General features: G+C 65.7%; 19 protein-coding genes. 12 read left to right on the top strand and 7 right to left on the bottom strand.

Features of this window, described 5'->3' with window-relative positions; all coding sequences use genetic code 11:
* Positions 1-95: 95 nt before the first annotated feature.
* Positions 96-992, top strand: coding sequence for an alpha/beta fold hydrolase (locus tag AC1VNY_RS40040; protein WP_482409303.1), 897 nt, complete (start codon positions 96-98; stop codon positions 990-992).
* Between the two features lie 7 nt (positions 993-999).
* Positions 1000-1878, top strand: a complete 879-nt coding sequence (locus tag AC1VNY_RS40035) for an efflux RND transporter periplasmic adaptor subunit (protein WP_482409302.1) — start codon at positions 1000-1002, stop codon at positions 1876-1878.
* 180 nt (positions 1879-2058) lie between these two features.
* Here AC1VNY_RS40035 and AC1VNY_RS40030 read toward each other — a convergent pair whose 3' ends face one another.
* Positions 2059-2910, bottom strand: a complete 852-nt coding sequence (locus tag AC1VNY_RS40030; RefSeq protein WP_482409301.1) for a caspase family protein — start codon at positions 2908-2910, stop codon at positions 2059-2061.
* Between the two features lie 373 nt (positions 2911-3283).
* On the opposite strand from AC1VNY_RS40030, the gene AC1VNY_RS40025 reads away from it, so the two are divergent.
* From AC1VNY_RS40025 to AC1VNY_RS39985, 9 genes are all read left to right on the top strand, one after another.
* Complete coding sequence (locus AC1VNY_RS40025) at positions 3284-5011, top strand: hypothetical protein (protein ID WP_482409306.1); 1728 nt, start codon at positions 3284-3286, stop codon at positions 5009-5011.
* A gap of 255 nt (positions 5012-5266) precedes the next feature.
* Positions 5267-5992 (top strand): thermonuclease family protein, encoded by a 726-nt coding sequence (locus tag AC1VNY_RS40020; protein WP_482409300.1) that lies wholly within the window; start codon positions 5267-5269, stop codon positions 5990-5992.
* A gap of 204 nt (positions 5993-6196) precedes the next feature.
* Positions 6197-7030: an LssY C-terminal domain-containing protein gene (locus AC1VNY_RS40015; RefSeq protein ID WP_482409299.1), complete on the top strand. Its 834-nt coding sequence runs from the start codon at positions 6197-6199 to the stop codon at positions 7028-7030.
* A 162-nt stretch (positions 7031-7192) separates the two neighbouring features.
* Positions 7193-8377 carry a pyridoxal-phosphate-dependent aminotransferase family protein gene (locus AC1VNY_RS40010; RefSeq protein WP_482409298.1) on the top strand — a complete coding sequence of 395 codons (1185 nt, stop codon included), beginning with the start codon at positions 7193-7195 and terminating at the stop codon, positions 8375-8377.
* A gap of 262 nt (positions 8378-8639) precedes the next feature.
* Positions 8640-8948: a GIY-YIG nuclease family protein gene (locus tag AC1VNY_RS40005; protein ID WP_482409297.1), complete on the top strand. Its 309-nt coding sequence runs from the start codon at positions 8640-8642 to the stop codon at positions 8946-8948.
* A gap of 283 nt (positions 8949-9231) precedes the next feature.
* Positions 9232-10287, top strand: a complete 1056-nt coding sequence (locus AC1VNY_RS40000; protein ID WP_482409305.1) for an ABC transporter ATP-binding protein — start codon at positions 9232-9234, stop codon at positions 10285-10287.
* A 22-nt stretch (positions 10288-10309) separates the two neighbouring features.
* Positions 10310-11374, top strand: a complete 1065-nt coding sequence (locus AC1VNY_RS39995; protein ID WP_482409296.1) for an extracellular solute-binding protein — start codon at positions 10310-10312, stop codon at positions 11372-11374.
* A gap of 213 nt (positions 11375-11587) precedes the next feature.
* Positions 11588-13306: an ABC transporter permease gene (locus AC1VNY_RS39990; RefSeq protein WP_482409295.1), complete on the top strand. Its 1719-nt coding sequence runs from the start codon at positions 11588-11590 to the stop codon at positions 13304-13306.
* Positions 13307-13403: 97 nt separating this feature from the next.
* The gene (locus tag AC1VNY_RS39985; protein WP_482409294.1) at positions 13404-15512 is read left to right on the top strand and encodes a S9 family peptidase; all 2109 of its coding nucleotides are present in this window, start codon (positions 13404-13406) and stop codon (positions 15510-15512) included.
* Between the two features lie 190 nt (positions 15513-15702).
* On the opposite strand, the gene AC1VNY_RS39980 is transcribed toward AC1VNY_RS39985, so the two are convergent.
* The 3 genes from AC1VNY_RS39980 to AC1VNY_RS39970 all read right to left on the bottom strand — a co-directional run bounded on the left by AC1VNY_RS39980 (position 15703) and on the right by AC1VNY_RS39970 (position 19067).
* Positions 15703-16422 (bottom strand): ribonuclease activity regulator RraA, encoded by a 720-nt coding sequence (locus tag AC1VNY_RS39980; protein ID WP_482409293.1) that lies wholly within the window; start codon positions 16420-16422, stop codon positions 15703-15705.
* A 97-nt stretch (positions 16423-16519) separates the two neighbouring features.
* A complete protein-coding gene (araD, locus tag AC1VNY_RS39975) occupies positions 16520-18259 on the bottom strand; it encodes an L-arabinonate dehydratase (RefSeq protein ID WP_482409304.1) in 1740 nt (579 codons plus the stop codon).
* Positions 18260-18434: 175 nt separating this feature from the next.
* Positions 18435-19067 carry a response regulator transcription factor gene (locus tag AC1VNY_RS39970; RefSeq protein WP_018269422.1) on the bottom strand — a complete coding sequence of 211 codons (633 nt, stop codon included), beginning with the start codon at positions 19065-19067 and terminating at the stop codon, positions 18435-18437.
* Positions 19068-19220: 153 nt separating this feature from the next.
* Between AC1VNY_RS39970 and AC1VNY_RS39965 the strand changes: the two genes are divergently transcribed.
* Positions 19221-19529, top strand: a complete 309-nt coding sequence (locus tag AC1VNY_RS39965) for a hypothetical protein (protein ID WP_482409292.1) — start codon at positions 19221-19223, stop codon at positions 19527-19529.
* Between the two features lie 134 nt (positions 19530-19663).
* Here the strand turns inward: AC1VNY_RS39965 and AC1VNY_RS39960 are convergent, their stop codons facing one another.
* Genes AC1VNY_RS39960 through AC1VNY_RS39950 form a run of 3 tightly spaced genes read right to left on the bottom strand, consistent with a single transcriptional unit; the run spans position 19664 to position 21269 of the window.
* Positions 19664-19981 carry a hypothetical protein gene (locus AC1VNY_RS39960; protein WP_028343631.1) on the bottom strand — a complete coding sequence of 106 codons (318 nt, stop codon included), beginning with the start codon at positions 19979-19981 and terminating at the stop codon, positions 19664-19666.
* Positions 19982-19984: 3 nt separating this feature from the next.
* Positions 19985-20842 (bottom strand): CheR family methyltransferase, encoded by an 858-nt coding sequence (locus tag AC1VNY_RS39955; protein WP_038385774.1) that lies wholly within the window; start codon positions 20840-20842, stop codon positions 19985-19987.
* Between the two features lie 37 nt (positions 20843-20879).
* Positions 20880-21269, bottom strand: a complete 390-nt coding sequence (locus AC1VNY_RS39950) for a response regulator (RefSeq protein WP_018269419.1) — start codon at positions 21267-21269, stop codon at positions 20880-20882.
* Between the last annotated feature and the right edge of the window lie 141 nt (positions 21270-21410).

The raw sequence follows: 21410 nt of genomic DNA, 5'->3' as shown, positions 1-21410 counted from the left end.
CTCCCAGGAATAACCCATCCCCCGCCTCGCTCGCGTCATGACGGGCGCGTGCGAACGCGCGTCCGGCGATAACAAGAACAAGCAGGATGGGTTTGATGACGGGTTTGGATGGGACGCACGCGGTGGCGTCGGTGGTGGCGCTGCATTGCTCGCTGGGGTCGGGACGGCAATGGACCAAGCTTGCGGCGGCGCTCGGCGGCGACCGGTTCATGGCGCCGGATATTTCCGGCTATGGCGTTGCGGCCTGCGGGCGCGACTGGCCGCGGACGCTGGATGGCGAGATCGCGCGGCTCGAGCCCTGGCTCGCCAGGGCCGACGGGCCGATCCATCTGATCGGGCATTCCTATGGCGGGGCGCTCGCGTTTCGGCTGGCGACCACGTCGCCTTATGCGCAACACGTTCGCAGCCTGACGCTGATCGAGCCGGTGCTGCCGACGTTGCTGCGCGACACGCCCGCCGATGCGCGGCTGTACGACCGCTTCACGCGGATCGCGCAGATCGTCTCAAGGAATATTGTCGACGGCGCCGTGATGGAGGCGGTCGAGGCGTTCACCGCGTTCTGGGCTGGCTCCGGGCCGCGCGAGCAGTTCTCGCCGAGCGGGCGGCTGCGGATGATCGAGCAGGCCGACAAGCTGCCTTGCGATTTCAACGCCGCGCTCGATCTTGACGGGGTGGCGGAAGCCGCGCGTGGCTTGAAGGTGCCGACGCTGCTGCTGTCGGGCGGGCTGTCGCCCTATGTGACGCAGCGCATTGTCGCAAAACTCGCCGCGCTGATCGATGGCGCCGAGTTGCGGCATCTGCCGGCCGCCGGCCACATGCTGCCGGTGACGCATGCCGATCGGGTCAACCCGGAGATCCTGCGGCACATCTGGCGTGCCGAGGAGCTGACGAAGCTGGAGCTGGCGGCGGATACCGGGCCGGCCGACGCGGCGCAGCCGGCTGGCTCGGTCAGGCGGCATCTGGTATTCAGGAGGCCCTCATTTTGGGAATAGTTTGCCGATGATTTTGCCTCGCACGCGCGCCTCAGCCCTCGCCGCCTCCGCGCTGCTCGTGCTCGCGGCTTCTCCCGCGCTTGCCGCGGGCGAGGCCGACGCCGTGCCGAAGGGCGCGGCGGTGACGGTGTTGAAGGCCGCAAAGTTCTGCTTCGGCAATATCGTCGAGGTCTCCGGCATCGTGCTGCCGCGCGACGAGCAGCAGATCCGGCCCGACCGTTTTGGCTTGAAGGTGGCGGAGGTGCTGGTCGATCCCGGCGACACCGTCACCGCCGGCCAGGCGCTGGCGAAGCTGACCGACGGCGCCAACTCGGTCAACGTCACGGCGCCGGTGGCGGGCACGATCTCGGCGTCGTCGGCGATCGTCGGCGCGCCGGCATCGGGCAAGGACGCGCTGTTCTCGATCATCGCCAAGAGCGAGTACGACCTGGTCGGCATGGTGCCGACCCGCGACATCGCCAAGCTGAAGACCGAGCAGACGGCGCAGCTCAAGATCCTCGGCGCCGGCGATCTCGACGGCAAGGTGCGGCGGATCGCGCCGACGGTCGAGCCGAACAGCCAGCTCGGCCAGGTGTTCATCGGCATCGGCGCGAACAAGCGGCTGCTGGTGAATTCGTCCGGCCGCGCCCAGATCAAGACCGGGCAAAGCTGCGGCGTCGCGGTGCCGCTGACCGCGATCCTCTATTCCACCGCCGGCACCGTGGTGCAGGTGGTGCGCGGCGGCCGCGTCGAGACGCGGCGGGTCGAGACCGGATTGATGTCGGCGGGACAGGTCGAGATCCGCGACGGCATCCAGGAAGGCGACATCGTCGTCGCCCGCGCCGGCGCGCTGCTGCGCGAGGGCGATCCGGTGCGGCCGGTGGGCGCGAGTGCGGATGCGAAGTAGGGGGTGTAGGCGACGCCACACTGACAGTGTCGTCCCGGGCAAGCGAAGCGCGACCCGGGACCCATAACCACGAATGTGAATTGTCTGAAGAGCTGTGGCCACAGCGCGCTTCAACAATGCGGCCCTGTGGTTATGGGTCCCGGCTTTCGCCGGGACGACGTGGGGAAAGAGCTAGGACTTTCAGCCGCCGAGCTTGATGTCTTCCAGCAGCGAGGACGACACGCTCGGCACCTGCTCGCCTTCGCTGGCGCGCGAGATCGCGACGCGGGTCTTGTTGAAGGCGCTCTCGGCGCCGGCCTGGGCGTTGAGGTTGTTGAGCAGCTCGGAGACCAGCACGCTGTTCGGCGCCTTGCTGTCGTCGGCGACCTTGCCCGGCGTCGCCGAGCTCAGCACGATGGAGTTCTCCGGCGGGCTGATCGGCGCGAGACCGTGCGAGAAGGCGCGGAAGCGGCGCTCATAGGGATTGCGACGCGAGGCGTCGAGCACGACGAGCTTGGCCTTGGCGCCGCGCTCCTTCATCGCATCGAGCACGGACTCGACGCTGACGCCGGTGCGCTTGACGTCGGCTTCCTTCCAGATCGTGGCATCGACCGGGATCATGTAGCTTTCACGGCCGACCTGCACGCCGTAGCCGCCGAAGAACAGCATCACGACGGTGTCGGGCCGAATCTTGGCCTTCATGCGCTCGACCGCGCGGAACATGTCGTCCTTGGTCGCATCCTCGACCACGTCGACGTCAAAGCCCTCGCGGCGCAGTGCCGTCGACAAGGTGCGGGCATCGTTGATCGGCTGGGCCAGCGGCGCCGCGGCATCCGGATAGTGGCCATTGCCGATGATCAGCGCGAGGCGGGAGGTACCGACGGGAATGCTGCCGGTCTGCTCTGACGTGACCGACCCGACCGCCCCCTTGGCGACATCGAGCGTCCGCTTGTTGAGCGCGGCATGGGCGCCAATCGCCAGCGACACCGTGCCGGCCACCGCGACGCAGACGGCGATGGTGCGGCGGGAAATGCGAAGCTGCCTAAGGTCCATAGCGTTCCTAAGTCCCAATTCTTATCCCGATGGCGCTCAAGCGAAGATCGCGCCAGTTAGTCGCGTCAAAGACGTTCAGGTTTAATGGGGTTGAGGTGTGTGTGCCGTTGAATTGAACTCAATTTGCGGCGCCGCAACAAACGCTCCTTTAACCCGGACGGCCGCTCGGGGCAACCCGAATTGCCGCATGCTGCCGCCCGGCAGAGGCCATTGACGCCGTTAAAATCCCGTTACGTGATCTTAGTCACATTTGTGTTTTGTAGGGATTCATGTAGCTTTCCAAAGGCTTGCGAGTTTTGGGGCAGAGCGACTGGAAACACCGTCGGGCGGCGGCGTTAACCGGTTCCTCGGGAAAGGGGATTCTTTGAGCTTCTTGGGCCTTCACGAGATCGCAGGCGCGGTGTGCCGGTCGCTGACCGTCAAAAAGGACGGCCCTTCGCTGTACGAGGTCTGCGACCCCGTGCTGCAGGCCTATCGCGGCGGCGATGCCCATCTCGGAAAATTCTACCGGACCGCACTCGGCAACCCGCCGCTGCGCGCGCTGCTCCGCCGCACCGGCCTGCCCGCGCTCAACGATCCCGACCGCCTCGCCGGCCTGCGCGCGGCGCTCACCGCGGCGCGCGACGTCGAGGCGCCGGACTGGGCCGCGATCGGCACGCCCGTCGCAGCATTGATGGACGGTATTGGCGTGCGCCACCCGGCCCCGCCGCCCGCGACCGCACCTGGCCGCCCGCCGGAGATCGCCGAGATCGACCGCGTGATCCGCCTGACCGGCGCGCATCTCCTGCGCTCGTTCGGCAGGAACGGCTTCATCCCGACCTATGCCGCCTTCAATTTGATCGGCGACCCCGACGTCGGCGGGCGCGAGCTGCTGATGGCGCTGACCGGGCTGAACGCACGCGGCTACAAGAACTCGACCTTGCTGTTCAACCTGGCGCGGATCTTCATCGCGCATTCGCCGGCGCGCGCGCTGATCAACCCGGCCTGGCGCGGCATCGCCGAGCCGATGTGGGAGCCGGTGCAGATCCGCCACCGCTCTGCCTATTACGATGCCTTCTTCACCGAGGCGCTGCTGGGCTTCGTCGAGACCGGGCTTGCCGCGCCGGATGAGGCGAGCGCCGCCCGTCGCGTGATCGCCGACATGGTGGACTTTTGCCTGAAGACCAGCGCCGAGGAGGTGCCGTCGCATGACGGCTCGACGGTGAAGGTCATCACCGCGCTGGCGCCGGGGCGGCATCCGCGCTTCTCGCGCTTCTTCGCCCAGATCAAGCAGGATCTCGGCTTCGGCATCTATGTGCCGGACTGCGACACCACGGCGTGCTCGTTCTCGGCCGCGACCCAGGCCGGCTCCGACGATCCGATCCTGCAACAGCCGCTGCTCGACTTCTACCGCGGCTACCAGGTGCGATCGGGCGCCAACGAGCCGCGCGTCACCGTGCCGCTCAACGACAACATCGATTACGATGGCGGCGTCGTCACCTGGATCGACAATCTCGCCGGCGAGCGGCCCTATGGCAACGACCTCGATCCGACGCTGAACCTCGACATCCTCGAGGTCTCGTTCCGCAACCTCGCCCGCTGGCAGATCATCGAGACGCCGCAGCGGCTGGAGACGGTGCATCGCATCATCGCCTTCCAGAAACATCTGGTCGAAAGCGGCGCGTTCAAAAATCCGCGCTCGCACATCTATTATCTGCCCGAGCTCTATTCGGCCTATTTTGGCCGCTGCTACGCCGCCTTCGTCGCGCTGCCGCTGGCGGCGCAGCGCATCATCGATCCCGGCAACGTGTTCGCGCTGATCCGCGCCCGCGTGCTCGGCTATGTCACGCACGAGCTGATCGCCCACGAGATGAACCCGTTCGACGCCGCGCTGGCGCTGATGGCGCTGGCGCATCTTGGCGCCGAGGTCTCGACCTTCACGCCGGCGCTGCACTGCATCGTGCAGGGCCTCGGCGAGGGTGGCCGCAAGGGGCCCTACCGGGCCTATGAGTGGAATAAGATGAAGACGCCGACCCGCATCCTGGTCGGCGGGCCGGAGGTGACCTCGGCTTTCGTGCTGATGGCGCTGGCGCTGGCGAAGCGACGAATGGCCACGGTGTAGTTTCGTAGCCCGGATGGAGCGCAGCGAAACCCATCAATATTGTCCGCGCCGTGAGATGATGGGTTTCGCTACGCTCTACCCATCCTACGAACCGACGAAGACGAACGGCGCATTGATAGCCGGATGACGCGAAGTTGAAACTGGCGGAAACGCAACAGCACTGGCACGGTCGCCCAATTGCCCGCACAATCGTTGGGCACTGACCACTGCACGCTAAAAGCCATTTGAACGATAAGAACCTGGCCGGGAACGCCGATGTTCAAGACGCTGCTCACCGCGGGCCTGCTGCTCTCGCTGCCGACGCTGGCTGCCGCCGCCGACATCACCGGCGTGCCGAAGATCCGCGACGGCGACCAGCTCATGATCGGCAGCGTCCGCATCCGGCTCGCAGGCATCGACGCGCCGTCGACCGACCAGCTCTGCCTCAACACCAAGGGCGAGCGCTGGACCTGCGGCGTCGCCGCGCGCGACGAGCTGATCAAGCATGCCGGCAGCAAGACCTGGACCTGCCATGCCCGCTCGGTCGATCGCCGCGGCCGCACCATCGCGCGCTGCGAGGTCGATGGCGAGGACATCCAGAAATGGCTGGTCGCGAGCGGCTGGGCGCTGGCCTACACCCGCGCCTCGCATGACTACGAAGCCGACGAGAGGGCCGCGCGTGAGGCAAAAGCCGGGATGTGGCAGGGTGCCTTCATCGCGCCGTGGGACTGGCGGGTGCGCAACAAGAAGACCACCGTGCTCGGCGCGGTGAAGCCGCCGGACGGCGCCAACGCGATCCTGCTCGCCTCGGCCTCCGGCCCGGTGGCGCCCTCGCCCGACTGCACCATCAAGGGCAACGTCAACCGCTCCGGCGAATGCATCTTTCACCAGCGGACCAGCCGCTGGTACGCCAAGATCGAGATGAAGATCAGCAAGGGCACGCGCTGGTTCTGCTCGGTCGAGGAGGCCGAGGCCGCCGGCTGCCGCGAGACGCGGCGCTGACGCCTGATGGAATGAGATTGACGTGCAGCCGCGACGGCTGTCTGCTCTCTCTCCCGGTTGCGGGGTCCGAGGCGAGCGAAGCTCGCTCTCGAGGCTGGGGTGGGGGTCTCGCCGCGAATCATATTCCGGAGATAGCCCCCACCCGGATCGCATCTTCGATGCGATCCGACCTCCCCCGCAAGCGGGAGAGGTGAAGGGAACACTATGACCGATACCGGGGTCAATCAGCAGAAGCCTCGCCGGCGCAGCCGCCTCCGGCAAGCGCAGATGCTGTTGCTGTTCGTCCTGGCGATCTACCTGATCGCGGCCTATCTGCTGCTGCCGGCGTTGTGGACGCATTACGAGCATCAGAAGGGCCTCGCCAATCTGCCGATGGTGACGCGCACCGCGCAGGGCATTCCCGGCGATCCGATGAATGTCGGGCTGATCGGCGACAAGCGGGACGTGGTCTGCGCGATGCACGAGGCCGGCTGGTTTCCGGCCGATCCGGTGACGCTGAAATCCTCGATCGAGATCGTGGGCAGCGTGCTGCTCGATCGTCCCTACAAGGATGCGCCGGTGAGCAACCTGTTCTATCTCGACCGCCGCGAGGATCTCGCCTTCGAGCGGCCGGTCGGATCGAGCGCGGATCGCCGCAACCATGTCCGGTTCTGGAGGGTGCTCGATCAGGGCGAGGAGAAGCGTCCGGTATGGCTGGGCGCTGCGACGCTCGACCGCAGCGTCGGCATCAGCCACTACACCGGCGCGGTGACGCATCACATCGCGGCCGATCTCGACGCCGAACGCGGGCTGCTCGCCACGGACCTCGAGTCCGCCGGCATGGCCACCGCGAAATATCAGGTGACCGGCATCGGCCCGACCTTCAACGGCCGCAATGGCGGCGGCGATCCCTATTACACCGACGGCGAAATCTGGGTGCTGCGGCTGGTCGAGGCCTGCCGCAAGAACACCGGCACCGTCGAGCAGCTCCCGAGCCCCGCCGCGACCGAGTTCAAGGACCAGGTCTGGCGCGCGGTCGTCGAAGCGATCGGCAAATAGAGGCTAAAACCGCTTCGCACTTTTCCGGATCATGCTGTCCCGCGGTTTTGGAAACGCTGGATTGCTTCGTCCGGCTCGCAATCGAAGCCGCGATGGAATATTCTCCGCGCCTGACCCCTCACACGCATGATTTGCGTTGCTTTATCCAAAAGGAACAGGACGATGACCGTTCGCGCGGGCCGGGAATTTCTGGCCATCCCCGGGCCCACCACGATGCCCGATCAGGTGCTGCAGGCCATGCACCGCCCGGCGCTCGACATCTACTCCAACGAAATGGTCGAACTGACTGACAGCCTGCTGCGCGACCTCTCGAGGCTGTTCGCCACCCAGGGCAAGTCCTACATCTACATCTCCAACGGCCACGGCGCCTGGGAGGCGACGCTCTCCAACGTGCTGTCGCGCGGCGACAAGGTGCTGGTGCTGGAGAGCGGGCGCTTCGCGATCGGCTGGGGCCAGGCCGCGGCCGCGATGGGCGCCGAGGTCGAGGTGCTGAAGGGCGACTGGCGCCGCGCGATCCGTCCGGCCGAGGTCGAGGAGCGGCTGCGGCGCGACAAGGAGCACACCATCAAGGCGATCCTGGTGGTGCAGGTCGACACCGCGTCGGGCGCCTATAACGACATCGAGGCGATCGGCAAGGCGATCAAGGCCGCCGGCCATCCTGCATTATACATGGTCGACACCGTGGCCTCGCTCGGCTGCATGCCGTTCGAGATGGACAAATGGTATGTCGACGTCGCGATGTCGGGCTCGCAGAAGGGCCTGATGACGCCGCCCGGCCTCGGCTTCGTCGCCGCCAATGACCGCGCCTGGGACGCCCACAAGAAAGCCGATCTGCGCACGCCCTATTGGGACTGGACCGAGCGCGAGGGCTCGGAGCACTACCGCAAATATGCCGGCACCGCGCCGGTGCATCTGCTGTTCGCGCTACGCGAGGCGATCAACATGCTGCACGCCGAAGGCCTGGAGAATGCGCATCTGCGGCATCGGCTGCTCGGCGAAGCCGTGCGCCGCGCAGTCGCCGTCTGGGCCGAGGGACAGGTGCTCGGCTTCAACATCACTGAGCCCGCCGAACGTTCCAACACCGTGACGACGGTCACCGTGAAGGGCGCCGATCCCGCCGCGATCCAGCGCTACGCCAAGGAGAAATGCGGCGTGGTGCTCGGCACCGGCATCGGCGATTTGCAGGGCCAGGCCTTCCGCATCGCGCATATGGGTCACGTCAACGCGCCGATGATCCTCGGCACGCTCGGCGTCGTCGAGGTCGCGCTGACAGCGCTGAACATCCCGCACGGCAAGGCCGGCGCCGACGCCGCCATCCAGTGGCTCGGCGAGAACGTGAAGGCGTAGGCCGAGGCGGCCCGAGGCTTTAACCCGTCATCCTGAGGAGCCCGCCAAAGGCGGGCGTCTCGAAGGATCGACGGCCGCGCTCCCGCCGCGCGCGAATCGGAGTGCGCGGAAATAGCCGGGCCGTACATCCTTCGAGGCTCGCTCCGCTCGCACCTCAGGATGACGGGATCGGCGTCCGCGGGATCAGAGATAGACGCTCATCCTATTGACCGTGGCGATGATTGCACCATGATGCCCTCGCACGGTCTGCGTGGATTATCGCATGGGCGTCTACGTCTACAAGCTTCGCTGTGCCGACGAGTCCTTCTACGTCGGCAGTGCCACGGGCGACGATCTCGCGCCGCGCATCGGACAGCACAACACGGGTGCTTTCCCAGGCTATACCTACAAACGTCGACCAGTGGTCCTCGTCTGGTCAGAGTATTTCGATCGCGTCACTGACGGTATCGCTGCGGAACGGCAGATCAAGGGCTGGAGTCGAGCGAAGAAAGAAGCTCTGATTCGGTCGGATTGGGCCACGATCAGCCGACTGGCTCGTCGACGCAGAACGACCCCTTCCCCGTCATCCTGAGGAGGCCGCGGAGCGCCCGTCTCGAAGGATCGACGGCCACGCTCCCGCCGCGAGAGAATCGGAGCACGCCGCGATAACCGGGCCGTGCATCCTTCGAGACGCGCGCAAGGGCGCGCTCCTCAGGATGACGGAAGAGTGGTCGGGGATAACGCAACGAAAAGGTGCCACGACTTTTTGACGGGGCACGAACACTTTCCGTCGTCATCATTTTCCGCTTTACTGCCGGCAACAGCCGGGCACGGATCCCTGCGACACAACAAAATGGAGGGACCGCTTGGCATCGGTGGAATTGCGCGGCCTGGTCAAGCGGTTTGGATCGTTTGTCGCGGTTGATGATGTTTCGCTCACGATCGATCATGGCCAGCTGGTCTGTCTGCTCGGGCCGTCCGGCTGCGGCAAGACCACGACGCTGCGGCTGATCGCCGGGTTCCTCGAACCATCCGACGGCGAGATCCGCGTCGGCGACCGCGTGGTGTCGTCGAAGGCGCGCACGCTGCCGCCCGAGCAACGCAACATGTCGATGATCTTCCAGAGCTACGCGCTGTGGCCGCACATGACCGTGGCGGAGAACATCGTCTACGGCCTGCGCTTGCGCAAAATGGATCGCGACACCATCGCCAAAAAGCTCGCCGCGATCCTGGCGACCACCAAGCTGGAACCGCTGGCGCAACGCTATCCGGGCGAGCTCTCCGGCGGCCAGCAGCAGCGCGTCGCGCTGGCGCGCGCGCTGATCGTCGGCCCCGAGACGCTGCTGCTCGACGAGCCCTTGTCCAATCTCGACGCCAATCTGCGCGAGGAGATGCGGTTCGAGATCCGCCGCCTGCACGATGAATATCGCTACACCACGGTCTACGTCACCCACGACCAGTCCGAGGCGATGACGACAGCCGACCTGATTGCGGTGATGAATGCCGGCAAGATCGACCAGCTCGGCAGCCCTGAGGACATCTATGCGCGGCCGGAATCCGAATTCGTCGCGCGCTTCATCGGCGCCGCCAATGTGATCAAGGGCACCGCGCGCGATGCGAACCACGTGGAGTTCGCCGGTGCAACGCTCGCGGTGGTCGGCGCCACGCTGACGGCCGGCCAGAGCGCGCCGGTGGCGATCCGCCAGCATGAGATCCAGCTCGCGACGCAAGCGCCCGCCGCCGCGCAGCAGAACACACTCAAAGCCATCGTGACGCGGCAGGTCTATCTCGGCATGAATCGCGACTACATGGTGGAAACCGCTGACGGTACATCGCTGCGGGTGACCACGCCGACCGAAACCGTGGTCGAGAAAGGCAGCGAGGTGTGGCTGACCTTGCCGCCCGCGCGCTGCCGGGCGCTCGGCCGATAACAACAAGAAGCGGAGCGACGCAATGCGGAAGCCGGTTTCCAGACGCGATGTCCTGAAAGGCTCTGCGGCGCTTGCGGCCGGCACGGTGTTCGCTTCACCGGCACGCGCCGCTGCACCTGCGCCGGTCGCGATCACGCCCGATCTCGTCGCGGCCGCGACCAAGGAAGGCAAGCTCGTGTTCTATTCGTCGATGGACCTGCCGGTCGGCGAAAAGCTCGGCAAGGCGTTCGAGGCCGCTTATCCCGGCATCACCGTGCAGATCGAGCGCTCAGGCTCGGAGCGGCTGTTCCAGCGCGTGGCGCAGGAATTCGATTCCAACATCCACGCCGCCGACGTCGTCAACAGCGCCGATGCCTCGCATTTCATCCCCTGGAAGAAAAGCGGCTGGCTGATGCCGTTCGTGCCCGAAGACGTCGCGAAGCATTTTCCCGACAACTACCGCGACCCCGACGGAATGGCCGTGACCACGCGGCTGTGGCTGTCGTCGATCGCCTACAACACCAACCTGGTGAAGGCGGAGGACGCGCCGAACAGCTTTGCCGACCTGCTCGACCCGAAGTGGATGGGCAAGATGGTGAAGGGCCATCCGGCCTATAGCGGCACCATCATGACCACGACGTTCCAGATCGTGCGCGAGCTCGGCTGGCCGTATCTGGAGAAGCTATCCAAGCAGCGCGTGATGCAGGTGCAGTCCTCGACCGATCCGCCGAAAAAACTCTCGCTCGGCGAACGCGCGGTGATGGCCGACGGCAATGAATATGGCATCGTGCTCTTGAAGGAAGCCGGACAACCGGTCGAGCCGGTCTATCCAACCGAGGGCACGCCGACGATCTCGGGTCCCACAGGCATCTTCGCCGGTGCGCCGCATCCGAACGCCGCAAAGCTGTTTCAGGCCTGGCTGCACACCCGCGAGACCCAGCAATTCTTCGTCGACTTCACCGGCCAATATTCGCTGCACGCCCAGGTGCAGCCGAAGGCCGGCCGGCGCAAGCTTTCCGACATCAAGCTGATGAAAGAGGATCCGGCGGGGGTGGAAGCGATGACCGAAGAGATCAAGACGCGCTATGCGCGGCTGTTTCGGGTGTAAGCGATGGAGGTCGCGGCGCACGCTTTCTTGCCTCGCCCCGCTTGCGGGGAGAGGCCGGCGCGCATCGCAAGATGCGCGGCGGGTGAGGGGGACTCTCCGCGTGCTGCGCTCGCCGAAGCAGCCCCTCGCCCCACCCCTCCAAGAGCAAGCTTCGCTTGTCTCGACCCCGCAAGAGCGGGGCGAGGGAGCTGAGGCAGTTCACCGCGGGTCAACATGACAACAACAACCACCTCTCCGGCCTTCAAACCCCGCATCGACTGGACACGGCCCGTGCTGTGGCTGTTCGCAGCCGTGCTCATCCTCTTGATCCTGCTGCCGCTGTCGTGGCTCGCGGTGTTCGCCTTCACCGACAAGAGCCGGCATCCGACGCTGCAGAACTTCGTCACGCTGTTCAGCAATCCCGATTTCCTCGATCCGCTGCTGACGACCGCGATCATCGCGACCACGTCGGCGCTGATCTGCTGCATCGTCGCAGCGCCGATCAGCTGGCTGGTGTCGCGCACCGACATGCCGGGACGGCAGACCATTCGCGCACTGGTGACGGCCTCGTTCGTGACGCCGCCGTTTCTCGGCGCAGTCGCCTGGGAGTTGCTGGCGGCGCCGAACTCCGGGCTGCTGAACCAGCTCTACCGGCTGTTCGCCGGCGACGATGCCGACGCGCTGTTCAACATCTATTCGATGACCGGGATCATCTTCGTGATCTCCTGCTACACGTTCCCGTTCGTGTTCGTGCTGGTGGCCAATGCGCTCGACACCATGCCGGGCGAGCTGGAAGATGCGTCGGCGATCCTTGGCGGCAATGCCTGGACCACCGCACGGCGGGTGACCATCCCGCTGGCGCTGCCCGCGCTGGTCGCGGGCGCCCTGATCGCGTTCCTGCAGGCGATGACGCTGTTCGGCTCACCGGCGATCCTGGCGCTGCCGGCCGGCTTCCACACCATGACGACCAAGATCTGGAGCCTGTTCCAGTATCCGCCGAAGCTCGAGCTCGCGGCCGCCGCCGCGGTGCCACTGCTGGTGCTGACCATCTTGCTGCTGCAGGGCCAGAAGGCGCTGCTCGGCCGCCGCGGCTATTCAGTGATCGGCGGCAAGTATGGCGCGCCGCGCCGGGTCGAATTGCGCGGCTGGCGCTGGGCCGCGCTCGGCTTCTGCCTCTTGGTGCTGCTCAACCCGGTGTTCCTGCCTTACCTCGCGCTGCTCAACGCCGCATTCTCGCCGAACGCGACCACGCTGGTGACGCCGTCGACGGCGACGCTGCACAACATCGTCTTCGTGTTCACCGAGCTGTCGTCGACCCAGCTCGCGCTCAAGAACACCGTGATCCTCGGCACCGCGACCGCGACGATCGGCACCATCCTCGCGCTCGTCATCGCCTATGTCACAACGCGCAAGGTGATCGCGGGCCACCGCGTGCTCGGCTTCCTCGCCACCGCGCCGGTCGCGGTGCCCGGCATCGTGCTCGGCGTCGGCCTGTTCCTGAGCTACACGCGGCCGCCCTTCGTGCTCTACGGCACGCTGTGGATCCTGCTGCTCGCGTTCCTCACCATCAATTTGCCCTCGGCCTATCAGCAATTGCAGGCGGCGTTCTCGACCATCCATCCCGAGCTCGAGGAGGCGAGCCGCATCCTCGGCGCGACGCGGTTGCAGGCGCTGCGCCAGATCACAGCGCCGCTGCTGCGCACCGGCGTGATCGCAACCTGGTGCTTCATCTTCATCGGCGTGATGCGGGAACTGTCGGCGGCGATCGTGTTGTTCACCTCGCAGACCAAGGTGCTGTCGGTCCTGATCTACGACCTCAACGAAGGCGGCGACCTCGCGGCGATCGCGGTGCTCGGCATCGCGATGTTGGTGATCACCTTCGCCGTGGTGCTGGCGGTGAACCGGATTCCGATGTCCGGCGGCAATGCGGGGGCGAGGCTACGGAACGGCTAGCTCGCTCTGCCGCGTGCGGGCACGCGAATAGGTGCGCCATCTGGCAATCGCCACATTCATCCCGATATAAAGCGGAACCCCGCACCATGAGGATCGTGTGACCAAATCCGCCATCACAACATCGCCCCCGGTCGCGCCGCGCCGGCCGCATTCCTTCACCACCCACGGCATCACGGTGACCGACGATTATGCGTGGATCAAGGATCCGAAATGGCAGGAGGTGCTGCGCGATCCCTCGATCCTCGATCCCGATATCCGGAGCTATCTCGAAGCCGAGAACGGCTACACCGAGAGCCTGCTCGGCCACACCGACGGCTTGCAGAAGCGGCTGGTCAAGGAGATGCGCGGGCGGATCAAGGAGGACGATTCCAGCGTGCCGTCGCCGGACGGCCCGTTCGCCTATTTCCGCAAGTTCCGCGAGGGCGGTCAGCACGAGCTGTACTGCCGCACGCCGCGCGACGGCGGCGACGCGCATGTCGTGCTCGACGGCGACGCGCTGGCGAAGGACCACAAATATTTCAGGTTCGGCGGCAGCCGGCATTCCAACGATCACCGCCTGCACGCCTGGAGCGCCGACACCAAGGGCTCCGAATATTTCTCGATCCGGGTGCGCGACTGGGCCACCGGCGGCGATCTCGAGGACCTCGTCGAGGAGACCGACGGCGGCGTGGTGTGGGCCGCGGATTCCAAGAGCTTCTTCTACGTCAAACTCGACGACAATCACCGGCCGATGCAGGTGTGGCGGCACAAGCTCGGCACCAGACAGGCCGACGACACCCTGATCTATGAGGAGCAGGATTCCGGCTGGTTCACCCATCTGCACGAGAGCGCGAGCGGCCGCTTCTGCGTGATCGCGGGCGGCGACCATGAGACCTCCGAGCAGCGGCTGATCGATCTTTCCGATCCCGACGCGCCGCCGCGCCTCGTCGCGGCACGCGAGGAAGGCGTGCAATATTCGATCGCCGACCGCGGCGACGAGCTGTTCATCCTGACCAATGCCGACGACGCCATCGACTTCAAGGTGGTCACCGCGCCGCTCGCCGCGCCCGAGCGCGCCAACTGGCGCGACCTGATCCCGTATCGCGAGGGCGTCTATGTGCTCGACGTCGAGCTCTATGCCGGCCACATGGTGCGGCTGGAGCGCGCCAATGCGCTGCCGGCGATCATCATCCGCGACCTCAGGAGCGGCGAGGAGCACGCGATCGCCTTCGACGAGGCGGCCTATTCGCTCGACACCATGGGCGGCTACGAGTTCGACACCACCAACTTACGTTTTGCCTATTCGTCGATGACGACGCCGTCGGAAGTCTATGACTACGACATGGCAACGCGCACGCGGAGCTTGCGCAAGCGCCAGGAGATTCCGTCCGGCCACAACCCGGCCGACTACGTCACCACGCGCATCATGGCGACCTCGCATGACGGCGCGCAGGTGCCGGTCTCGATCCTGCATCGCAGGGATTTCGTTCGCGACGGCAAGGCCCCGCTCCTGCTGTATGGCTACGGCTCCTACGGCATGGCGATGCCGGCGTCGTTTGCCGCCAACCGGCTGTCGCTGGTCGACCGCGGCTTTGTCTACGCGATCGCCCATATCCGCGGCGGCGCCGACAAGGGCTGGGGCTGGTATCTCGACGGCAAGCGCGAGAAGAAGACCAACACGTTCGACGATTTCGCCGCCGCCGGGCGTGCGTTGATCGAGACGAAATACACCGGTGAAAAGCGCATCGTCGGCCATGGCGGCTCGGCGGGCGGCATGTTGATGGGCGCAGTCGCCAACCGCGCCGGTGAGCTGTTCGCCGGCATCGTCGCCGAAGTGCCGTTCGTCGACGTGCTCAACACCATGCTCGACGACACGCTGCCGCTGACGCCGCCGGAATGGCCGGAATGGGGCAATCCGATCGAGAGCGCGAAGGATTTCCGCACCATCCTGTCCTATTCGCCCTACGACAATGTTGCGGCCAAGGACTATCCGGCGATCCTGGCGATGGGCGGGCTCACCGATCCGCGCGTCACCTATTGGGAGCCGGCGAAATGGATCGCGCGGCTGCGCGCCACCATGAGGGGCGGCGGCCCGGTGCTGCTTCGCACCAACATGGGCGCCGGGCACGGCGGCGCCTCGGGCCGCTTCAACCGCCTCGACGAGGTCGCGATCGTCTATGCGTTCGCGCTGTGGGCGGTCGGGATGGCGGACAAGGCGGAGGTGTAGGGCACCATAGCCGGGATATCTCCCCATCGTCGTCCTGGCGAAAGCCAGGACCCATACTGCGTGATCCATCGAGCAAGGAAGTCGCAGTACCACGGCACGCAACGCAACTGGCTGTCTTCGCCAAACTCCTCCCTGTGGTTATGGGTCCCTGCTTTCGCAGGGACGACAGCGGAGGGCGGGGCGAAAAAAGCTACCGCCCCTTCGCCTTCCGCCACGCCGCGAAATCCTTCAGCGTCTGCTCGTCGGTCGCGGGATAGAGCCCGAAGATGCCGCGGCCGTTCTGGACCTGCTCGGTGACGAAATCCTCGAACGCGGTCATCTCGAACGTTTCGTCGGCGATCTCATCGGCGAAATGCGCCGGGATCACGATGACGCCGTCGCTGTCGCCGAGGATGACATCGCCGGGAAACACCGGCGCATCGCCGCAGCCGATCGGCACGTTGATCTCGATCGCCTGATGCAGCGTCAGGTTGGTCGGCGCGCTCGGGCGATGATGAAAGGCCGGGAAGCCGAGCCGCGCGATCTCGGCCGAATCCCGGAAGCCGCCGTCGGTGACGACGCCGGCGCAGCCGCGCTTCATCAGCCGCGTCACCAGGATCGCGCCGGCCGACGCGGCGCGCGCATCCTTGCGGCTGTCCATCACCAGCACCGCGCCCACGGGACAATCCTCGATCGCCTTGCGCTGCGGATGCGCGCGATCGCGGAACACCTCGATTGTGTTGAGGTCCTCGCGCGCCGGCATGTAACGCAGCGTGAAGGCCTCGCCGACCATGGTCGGCTGATCCGGACCGAGCGGATGAACATCCTGGATCATCTGGATGCGGAAGCCGCGCTTGAACAGCGCGGTCGCGACCGTCGCGGTGGAGACGGATTTCAGCTTGTTGCGGGTGGCGTCGCTGAGTTTTGACATGTGATTTTTCCGATTGTCGTTCCGGGGCGGGCGCTACAGCGACCGAACCCGGAATCTTGAGGTTCCGGGTTCGCTTCGCGCCCCGGAACGACAGTGATCAATAAATCGACGGCTCGCCCACCGGTTTACCAAAACCGGTCTCGAGGAAATCGAAGTCGCAGCCTTCATTGGCCTGCTTGATGTGTTTCGAGAACATCCAACCATAGCCGCGCTCGAAGCGCTTTTCGGGCTGCTTCCACGCCGCGCGGCGCTTGGCGAGTTCAGCCTCCGGTACATCGAGATTGATGGTGCGCGCGGCGACGTCGAGGGTGATGCGGTCGCCGTTCCGAACCAGCGCCAGCGGGCCGCCGATATAGGATTCCGGCGAGACGTGGAGGATGCAGGCGCCGTAGCTGGTGCCGCTCATCCGCGCGTCCGACAGCCGCACCATGTCGCGCACGCCCTGCTTCACCAGCTTGGTCGGGATCGGCAGCATGCCCCATTCCGGCATGCCCGGCCCGCCCTGCGGACCGGCATTGCGCAGGATCAGCACGTGATCGGCCGTGACGTCGAGGTCGGGATCATCGACCGCCTTCTTCATCGACGGATAGTCGTCGAACACCAGCGCTGGCCCGGTATGCTTGAGGAAACGCGGATCGCAGGCGCTTGGCTTGATGACGCAGCCGTCGGGCGCGAGATTGCCCTTCAACACCGCGAGCGCGCCCTCCTTATAGATCGGGTTGTCGACGGAGCGGATCACGTCGTCATTGTGCACTTCGGCACCTTCGATGTTCTCACCGAGAGTCTTGCCGGTGACGGTCACGCAGTCGAGATGCAGATGCTGCCTGATCCGGTTCATCAGGCCGGGCAGCCCGCCGGCATAGAAGAAATCCTCCATCAGATAGAGGTCGCCGCTCGGCCGCACATTGGCGATCACCGGCACCTTGCGGCTCGCGATCTCGAAGTCGTCGAGCGAGATATCCTGGCCGGCGCGGCGCGCCTGCGCGATGAGGTGAATAATGGCGTTGGTCGAGCAGCCCATCGCCATCGCGACCGTGATCGCGTTCTCGAAGGCCTTGCGGGTCTGGATCTTCTGCGGCGTGAGATCCTCCCACACCATCTCGACGATGCGCCGGCCCGCCTCCGAGCTCATGCGGATGTGGTTGGCGTCAGCCGCGGGGATCGACGAGGCGCCCGGCAGCGTCATGCCGATGGCTTCCGCGATCGCGGTCATCGTCGAGGCCGTGCCCATGGTCATGCAGGTGCCGTAGCTGCGGGCGATGCCGGCCTCCATGTCGACCCAGTCCTTGTCTGAGATCTTGCCCGCGCGGCGCTCGTCCCAGTATTTCCAGGCGTCCGAGCCGGAGCCGAGCGTGCGGCCCTTCCAGTTGCCGCGCAGCATCGGCCCGGCCGGCAGGTAGATCGCCGGCAGGTTCATGCTGGTGGCCCCGAGCAGCAGGCCGGGCGTGGTCTTGTCGCAGCCGCCCATCAGCACCACGCCGTCGACCGGGTGACCGCGCAGCAGCTCCTCTGCATCCATCGCCAGCATGTTGCGGTAGAGCATCGTGGTCGGCTTCAACAGCGATTCCGACAGCGACAGCGCCGGCAGCTCGAGCGGAAAGCCGCCGGCCATCAGCACGCCGCGCTTGACGTCGTCGACCCGGCTCTTGAAATGCATGTGGCAGGGCTGCGCATCCGACCAGGTGTTGATGATCGCGATCACCGGCCGGTCGCGCCACTCCTCCGGCGCGTAGCCCATCTGCATCGCCCGCGATCTGTGGCCGAAGGCGCGCAGATCATCGGGCGCAAACCACCGCGCGCTGCGCAATTGATCCGGGGTCTTGTTCTTTTTCGTCATCGCCATGTGTCTCGACATTGCTCGCACGCGCGCGGTCCCGGCACGCTTGCCTTGCCTCAGGCATACACTCGATTTTCAGACATGTCGTCCCGCGCCCGGCGCAGACGTGCCGTTCGCTGAACGTGCGCCGCCCGGGCTCCGCAATGTGGCAATCGGAACGTAAACCAGCCTTGGCTTATTTTTGCTGCGCCGTCATCACGATGCGGACCAGGTCGGCGGCGTTGCGCGCGCCGAGCTTCTTCATGATGTTGGCGCGGTGATCCTCGATCGTGCGCGGACTGATGCCGAGGTGACGCCCGGCTTCCTTGTTGGAGGCGCCCGCGGTGAACTGCTCGAGCACCTCGCGCTCGCGGCGGGTCAGCGGCTCGCGACCCGGGAAGTGCAGCGCGGCGATCCGCGACGCCGAGGTCTCGGCCTGGCGCCTGGTGTAGGCGTCGATCGCCTCGTTCAGACGGCTCACGATCTCGTTGCCGCGGAACGGCTTCTCGATGAAGTCGAGCGCGCCGTTCTTGATGGCGCTCACCGCCATTGCGATGTCGCCCTGACCGGAGATCATGAAGATCGGCGCCGGATAATCCTCGCCATGCAGCTCTCTCAGGATATCGAGGCCGGACTTGCCGGGAATATGCACGTCGAGCAGGATGCAGGCCGGCGTCCTGCTGCGCGCCACCGCGAGCAACGCCGCGCCGTCCGCAAAGCAGATCACCTTGTAACCAGCGGTCGACAGGACCACTGAAAGCGTCTCGCGAACGGCAGGATCGTCGTCGACTACAAAGATTTCCCCGCGCGGAGCGCCATTCTCAACCATATGCATCGTCCATCAGTGGTGAAGCGTGCTGCCCTGACCGCACAAGAACTAACTAGACCATCTCGATCAATGGACCCGTATTTGTACGGGACGTCCGCTTAACGCACAAGTAGCACCGCGTTCCCTAAAAGTGGGGGCAGTGGAGAAACATGCATGGAAAATGCAGCGGCGGACCGCGTTGCAGTGGGCTTGGACGAGGGCAATGATCCCTACGGTCTGATCGTGACGGACCTGATCGCGCTGATTGGCCATGTCCAGGCGAGCCTGCGGCTGATCGAAGCGGCGATTGCGCGCGAGGCCGTGCTGGCCGAGCGGCAGGCCGACACCGACATCGTCGTTCGCGACGACGTTACCCCGCGCCGCCTCACAGCGTCCACCGCCCTGAAAGCCTGCGATGCCGGCCTCGGCGCGGCGCTCGACCGGCTCCGCGATTCCGGGGCACCGGCGCGTCTGCTGAACTGACCCGCAACGGACGGGCTCGGCCCATCACCTCGATTGTCCCGACGACGCCCAACCCATCAGGCGGCGATCTGTTCCACGCATCGGCCGGATTGGCCGCGGGCCTTGCCCGCCCGGTCGGATCAGGCCTTCCTGACTCAGGCCCTGGCCCGCTCTTCGTCCGCGGACGACCGTCGCTTGCTCGGCTTGCCCTTGAGGAAGCTGATGTCCATTTCGGTGCCGTTGACGCGGACCAGCTCGCAACGGCGATAGGCAAGTCCGGTCGAGGACAGCAGGAGGAAAAACTCCTTCAGGTTGAGCCCCTGAATGGAACCTTCGACCGTCAGCGACGCATCGGTGTCGGAGATGGCATTGAGCTGGCAGTCGCGCCGCCAGGTGCCGTCGATGGCCATGATGCAGACATCGACGCCCCGGCTGAAGGTGACCCGCTCAATGGATTTGCCGTCCTCGGTCATCGCTCAATATCCGACCGCCATGGCAGGCCTAGGCATGGCGAGCCCGCCCCGCACCCCGCTCGGCCGATACAGGCCACGCCGCTCGGGAAGCGGCTTGAACGTGTCGGTCAGGCCGACCACGGTTTCGGCGGCACCCAGCACCAGGAAGCCGTCGGGCTCCATCAAGCGGGCAAGGCGGTTGAAGATGTTGATCTTGGTGTCCTGATCGAAATAGATCAGCACGTTGCGGCAGAAGATCACGTCGAACGTGCCGAGCTGGGAGAAATCGTGCAGCAGATTGAGCTGGCGGTGCTGCACCATCGCGCGCAATTCGGGATTGACCTGCCAGAATTCACCCGACTGCTTGAAGTACTTGACCAGCATCTGGATCGGCAGCCCGCGCTGCACCTCGAACTGGCTGTAGATGCCGGCCTTCGACTTCTCCAGCACCTCCTGCGACAGATCGGTCGCGATGATCTCGACGCGCCATCCGGCAAGCGCCGCGCCCATTTCCTTCAGGCACATCGCCAGCGAATAGGGCTCCTGGCCGGTCGAGCCGGCGGCGCACCAGATCCGGACGCTGCGGCGCGCGGCGCGTGCCTTGAGCACCTCCGGCATGATGGTGTCGCGGAAGTGCTCGAACGGCACCTTGTCGCGGAAGAAGAACGTCTCGTTGGTGGTCATGGCCTCGACCACCTGGACGGTGTGCGCGGACGAGCCCGCCTTGATCTTGGCGACCAGGTCGGGGATGCCGGACAGGCCGCTTTTGCGCGCCAGCGGCAGCAGGCGGCTCTCGATCAGATATTGCTTGTCCGCGGACAGATCGAGACCGGACTGGTCCTTCAGGAGCTTACGCAGATACTCGTAGTCGGGGGGCGTCACGGGAGCCTCACAAGGGACTGAATGGTGAAACTGGGTGTCAGGCTTCGGCCGACGCGTCGAGCGCGAGCAGGCCCACTTCCTGGAATTTCGCGATCACGATGTCCTTGTCGAACGGCTTCATGATGTACTCGTTGGCGCCGGCATGCAGCGCCCGCGAGATGTGGTCGATGCCGTTCTCGGTGGTGCAGAACACGACCTTGGGCTGATCGCCGCCGGGCATGCGGCGGAGCTGGACGAGGAATTCGAAGCCGTCCATGACCGGCATGTTCCAGTCGAGCAGCACGGCATCCGGCAGCGCGCGCTTGCAGGCTTCGAGCGCGACCGCGCCGTCCTCGGCCTCGATGACGGTGAACTCCATTCCTTCGAGGATGCGGCGCGCGATCTTTCGCACCACGCCGGAATCGTCGACGACGAGACATGTCTTCATGTGTTGGCCTCCTTGTGGAATCCACCGTCTTCGCGGTGGAGTGTTACGCTGCAGCAGCTATCCTTGGATCGGTCTTGGGCACCAGTTCGAGCACGCGATCGACATCGAGGACGACCATGAGCCTGTCACTTATACACATCT

The organism is Bradyrhizobium ferriligni (genome assembly GCF_056837965.1).
The sequence above is the reverse complement of the archived record's forward strand: the minus strand, read 5'-3'. Positions and strand labels throughout refer to the sequence as shown.

Excerpts from the sequence above, each read along its gene's own strand:
- araD (WP_482409304.1), bottom strand. The coding sequence starts at position 18,259 with ATGACGAAAAAGAACAAGACCCCGGATCAATTGCGCAGCGCGCGGTGG.
- AC1VNY_RS39950 (WP_018269419.1), bottom strand. The coding sequence starts at position 21,269 with ATGAAGACATGTCTCGTCGTCGACGATTCCGGCGTGGTGCGAAAGATC.
- AC1VNY_RS39970 (WP_018269422.1), bottom strand. The coding sequence starts at position 19,067 with ATGGTTGAGAATGGCGCTCCGCGCGGGGAAATCTTTGTAGTCGACGAC.
- AC1VNY_RS40030 (WP_482409301.1), bottom strand. The coding sequence starts at position 2,910 with ATGGACCTTAGGCAGCTTCGCATTTCCCGCCGCACCATCGCCGTCTGC.
- AC1VNY_RS40015 (WP_482409299.1), top strand. The coding sequence starts at position 6,197 with ATGACCGATACCGGGGTCAATCAGCAGAAGCCTCGCCGGCGCAGCCGC.
- AC1VNY_RS39990 (WP_482409295.1), top strand. The coding sequence starts at position 11,588 with ATGACAACAACAACCACCTCTCCGGCCTTCAAACCCCGCATCGACTGG.
- AC1VNY_RS40010 (WP_482409298.1), top strand. The coding sequence starts at position 7,193 with ATGACCGTTCGCGCGGGCCGGGAATTTCTGGCCATCCCCGGGCCCACC.
- AC1VNY_RS39980 (WP_482409293.1), bottom strand. The coding sequence starts at position 16,422 with ATGTCAAAACTCAGCGACGCCACCCGCAACAAGCTGAAATCCGTCTCC.
- AC1VNY_RS40040 (WP_482409303.1), top strand. The coding sequence starts at position 96 with ATGACGGGTTTGGATGGGACGCACGCGGTGGCGTCGGTGGTGGCGCTG.
- AC1VNY_RS40005 (WP_482409297.1), top strand. The coding sequence starts at position 8,640 with ATGGGCGTCTACGTCTACAAGCTTCGCTGTGCCGACGAGTCCTTCTAC.
- AC1VNY_RS39965 (WP_482409292.1), top strand. The coding sequence starts at position 19,221 with ATGGAAAATGCAGCGGCGGACCGCGTTGCAGTGGGCTTGGACGAGGGC.
- AC1VNY_RS40035 (WP_482409302.1), top strand. The coding sequence starts at position 1,000 with ATGATTTTGCCTCGCACGCGCGCCTCAGCCCTCGCCGCCTCCGCGCTG.
- AC1VNY_RS39995 (WP_482409296.1), top strand. The coding sequence starts at position 10,310 with ATGCGGAAGCCGGTTTCCAGACGCGATGTCCTGAAAGGCTCTGCGGCG.
- AC1VNY_RS40020 (WP_482409300.1), top strand. The coding sequence starts at position 5,267 with ATGTTCAAGACGCTGCTCACCGCGGGCCTGCTGCTCTCGCTGCCGACG.
- AC1VNY_RS39960 (WP_028343631.1), bottom strand. The coding sequence starts at position 19,981 with ATGACCGAGGACGGCAAATCCATTGAGCGGGTCACCTTCAGCCGGGGC.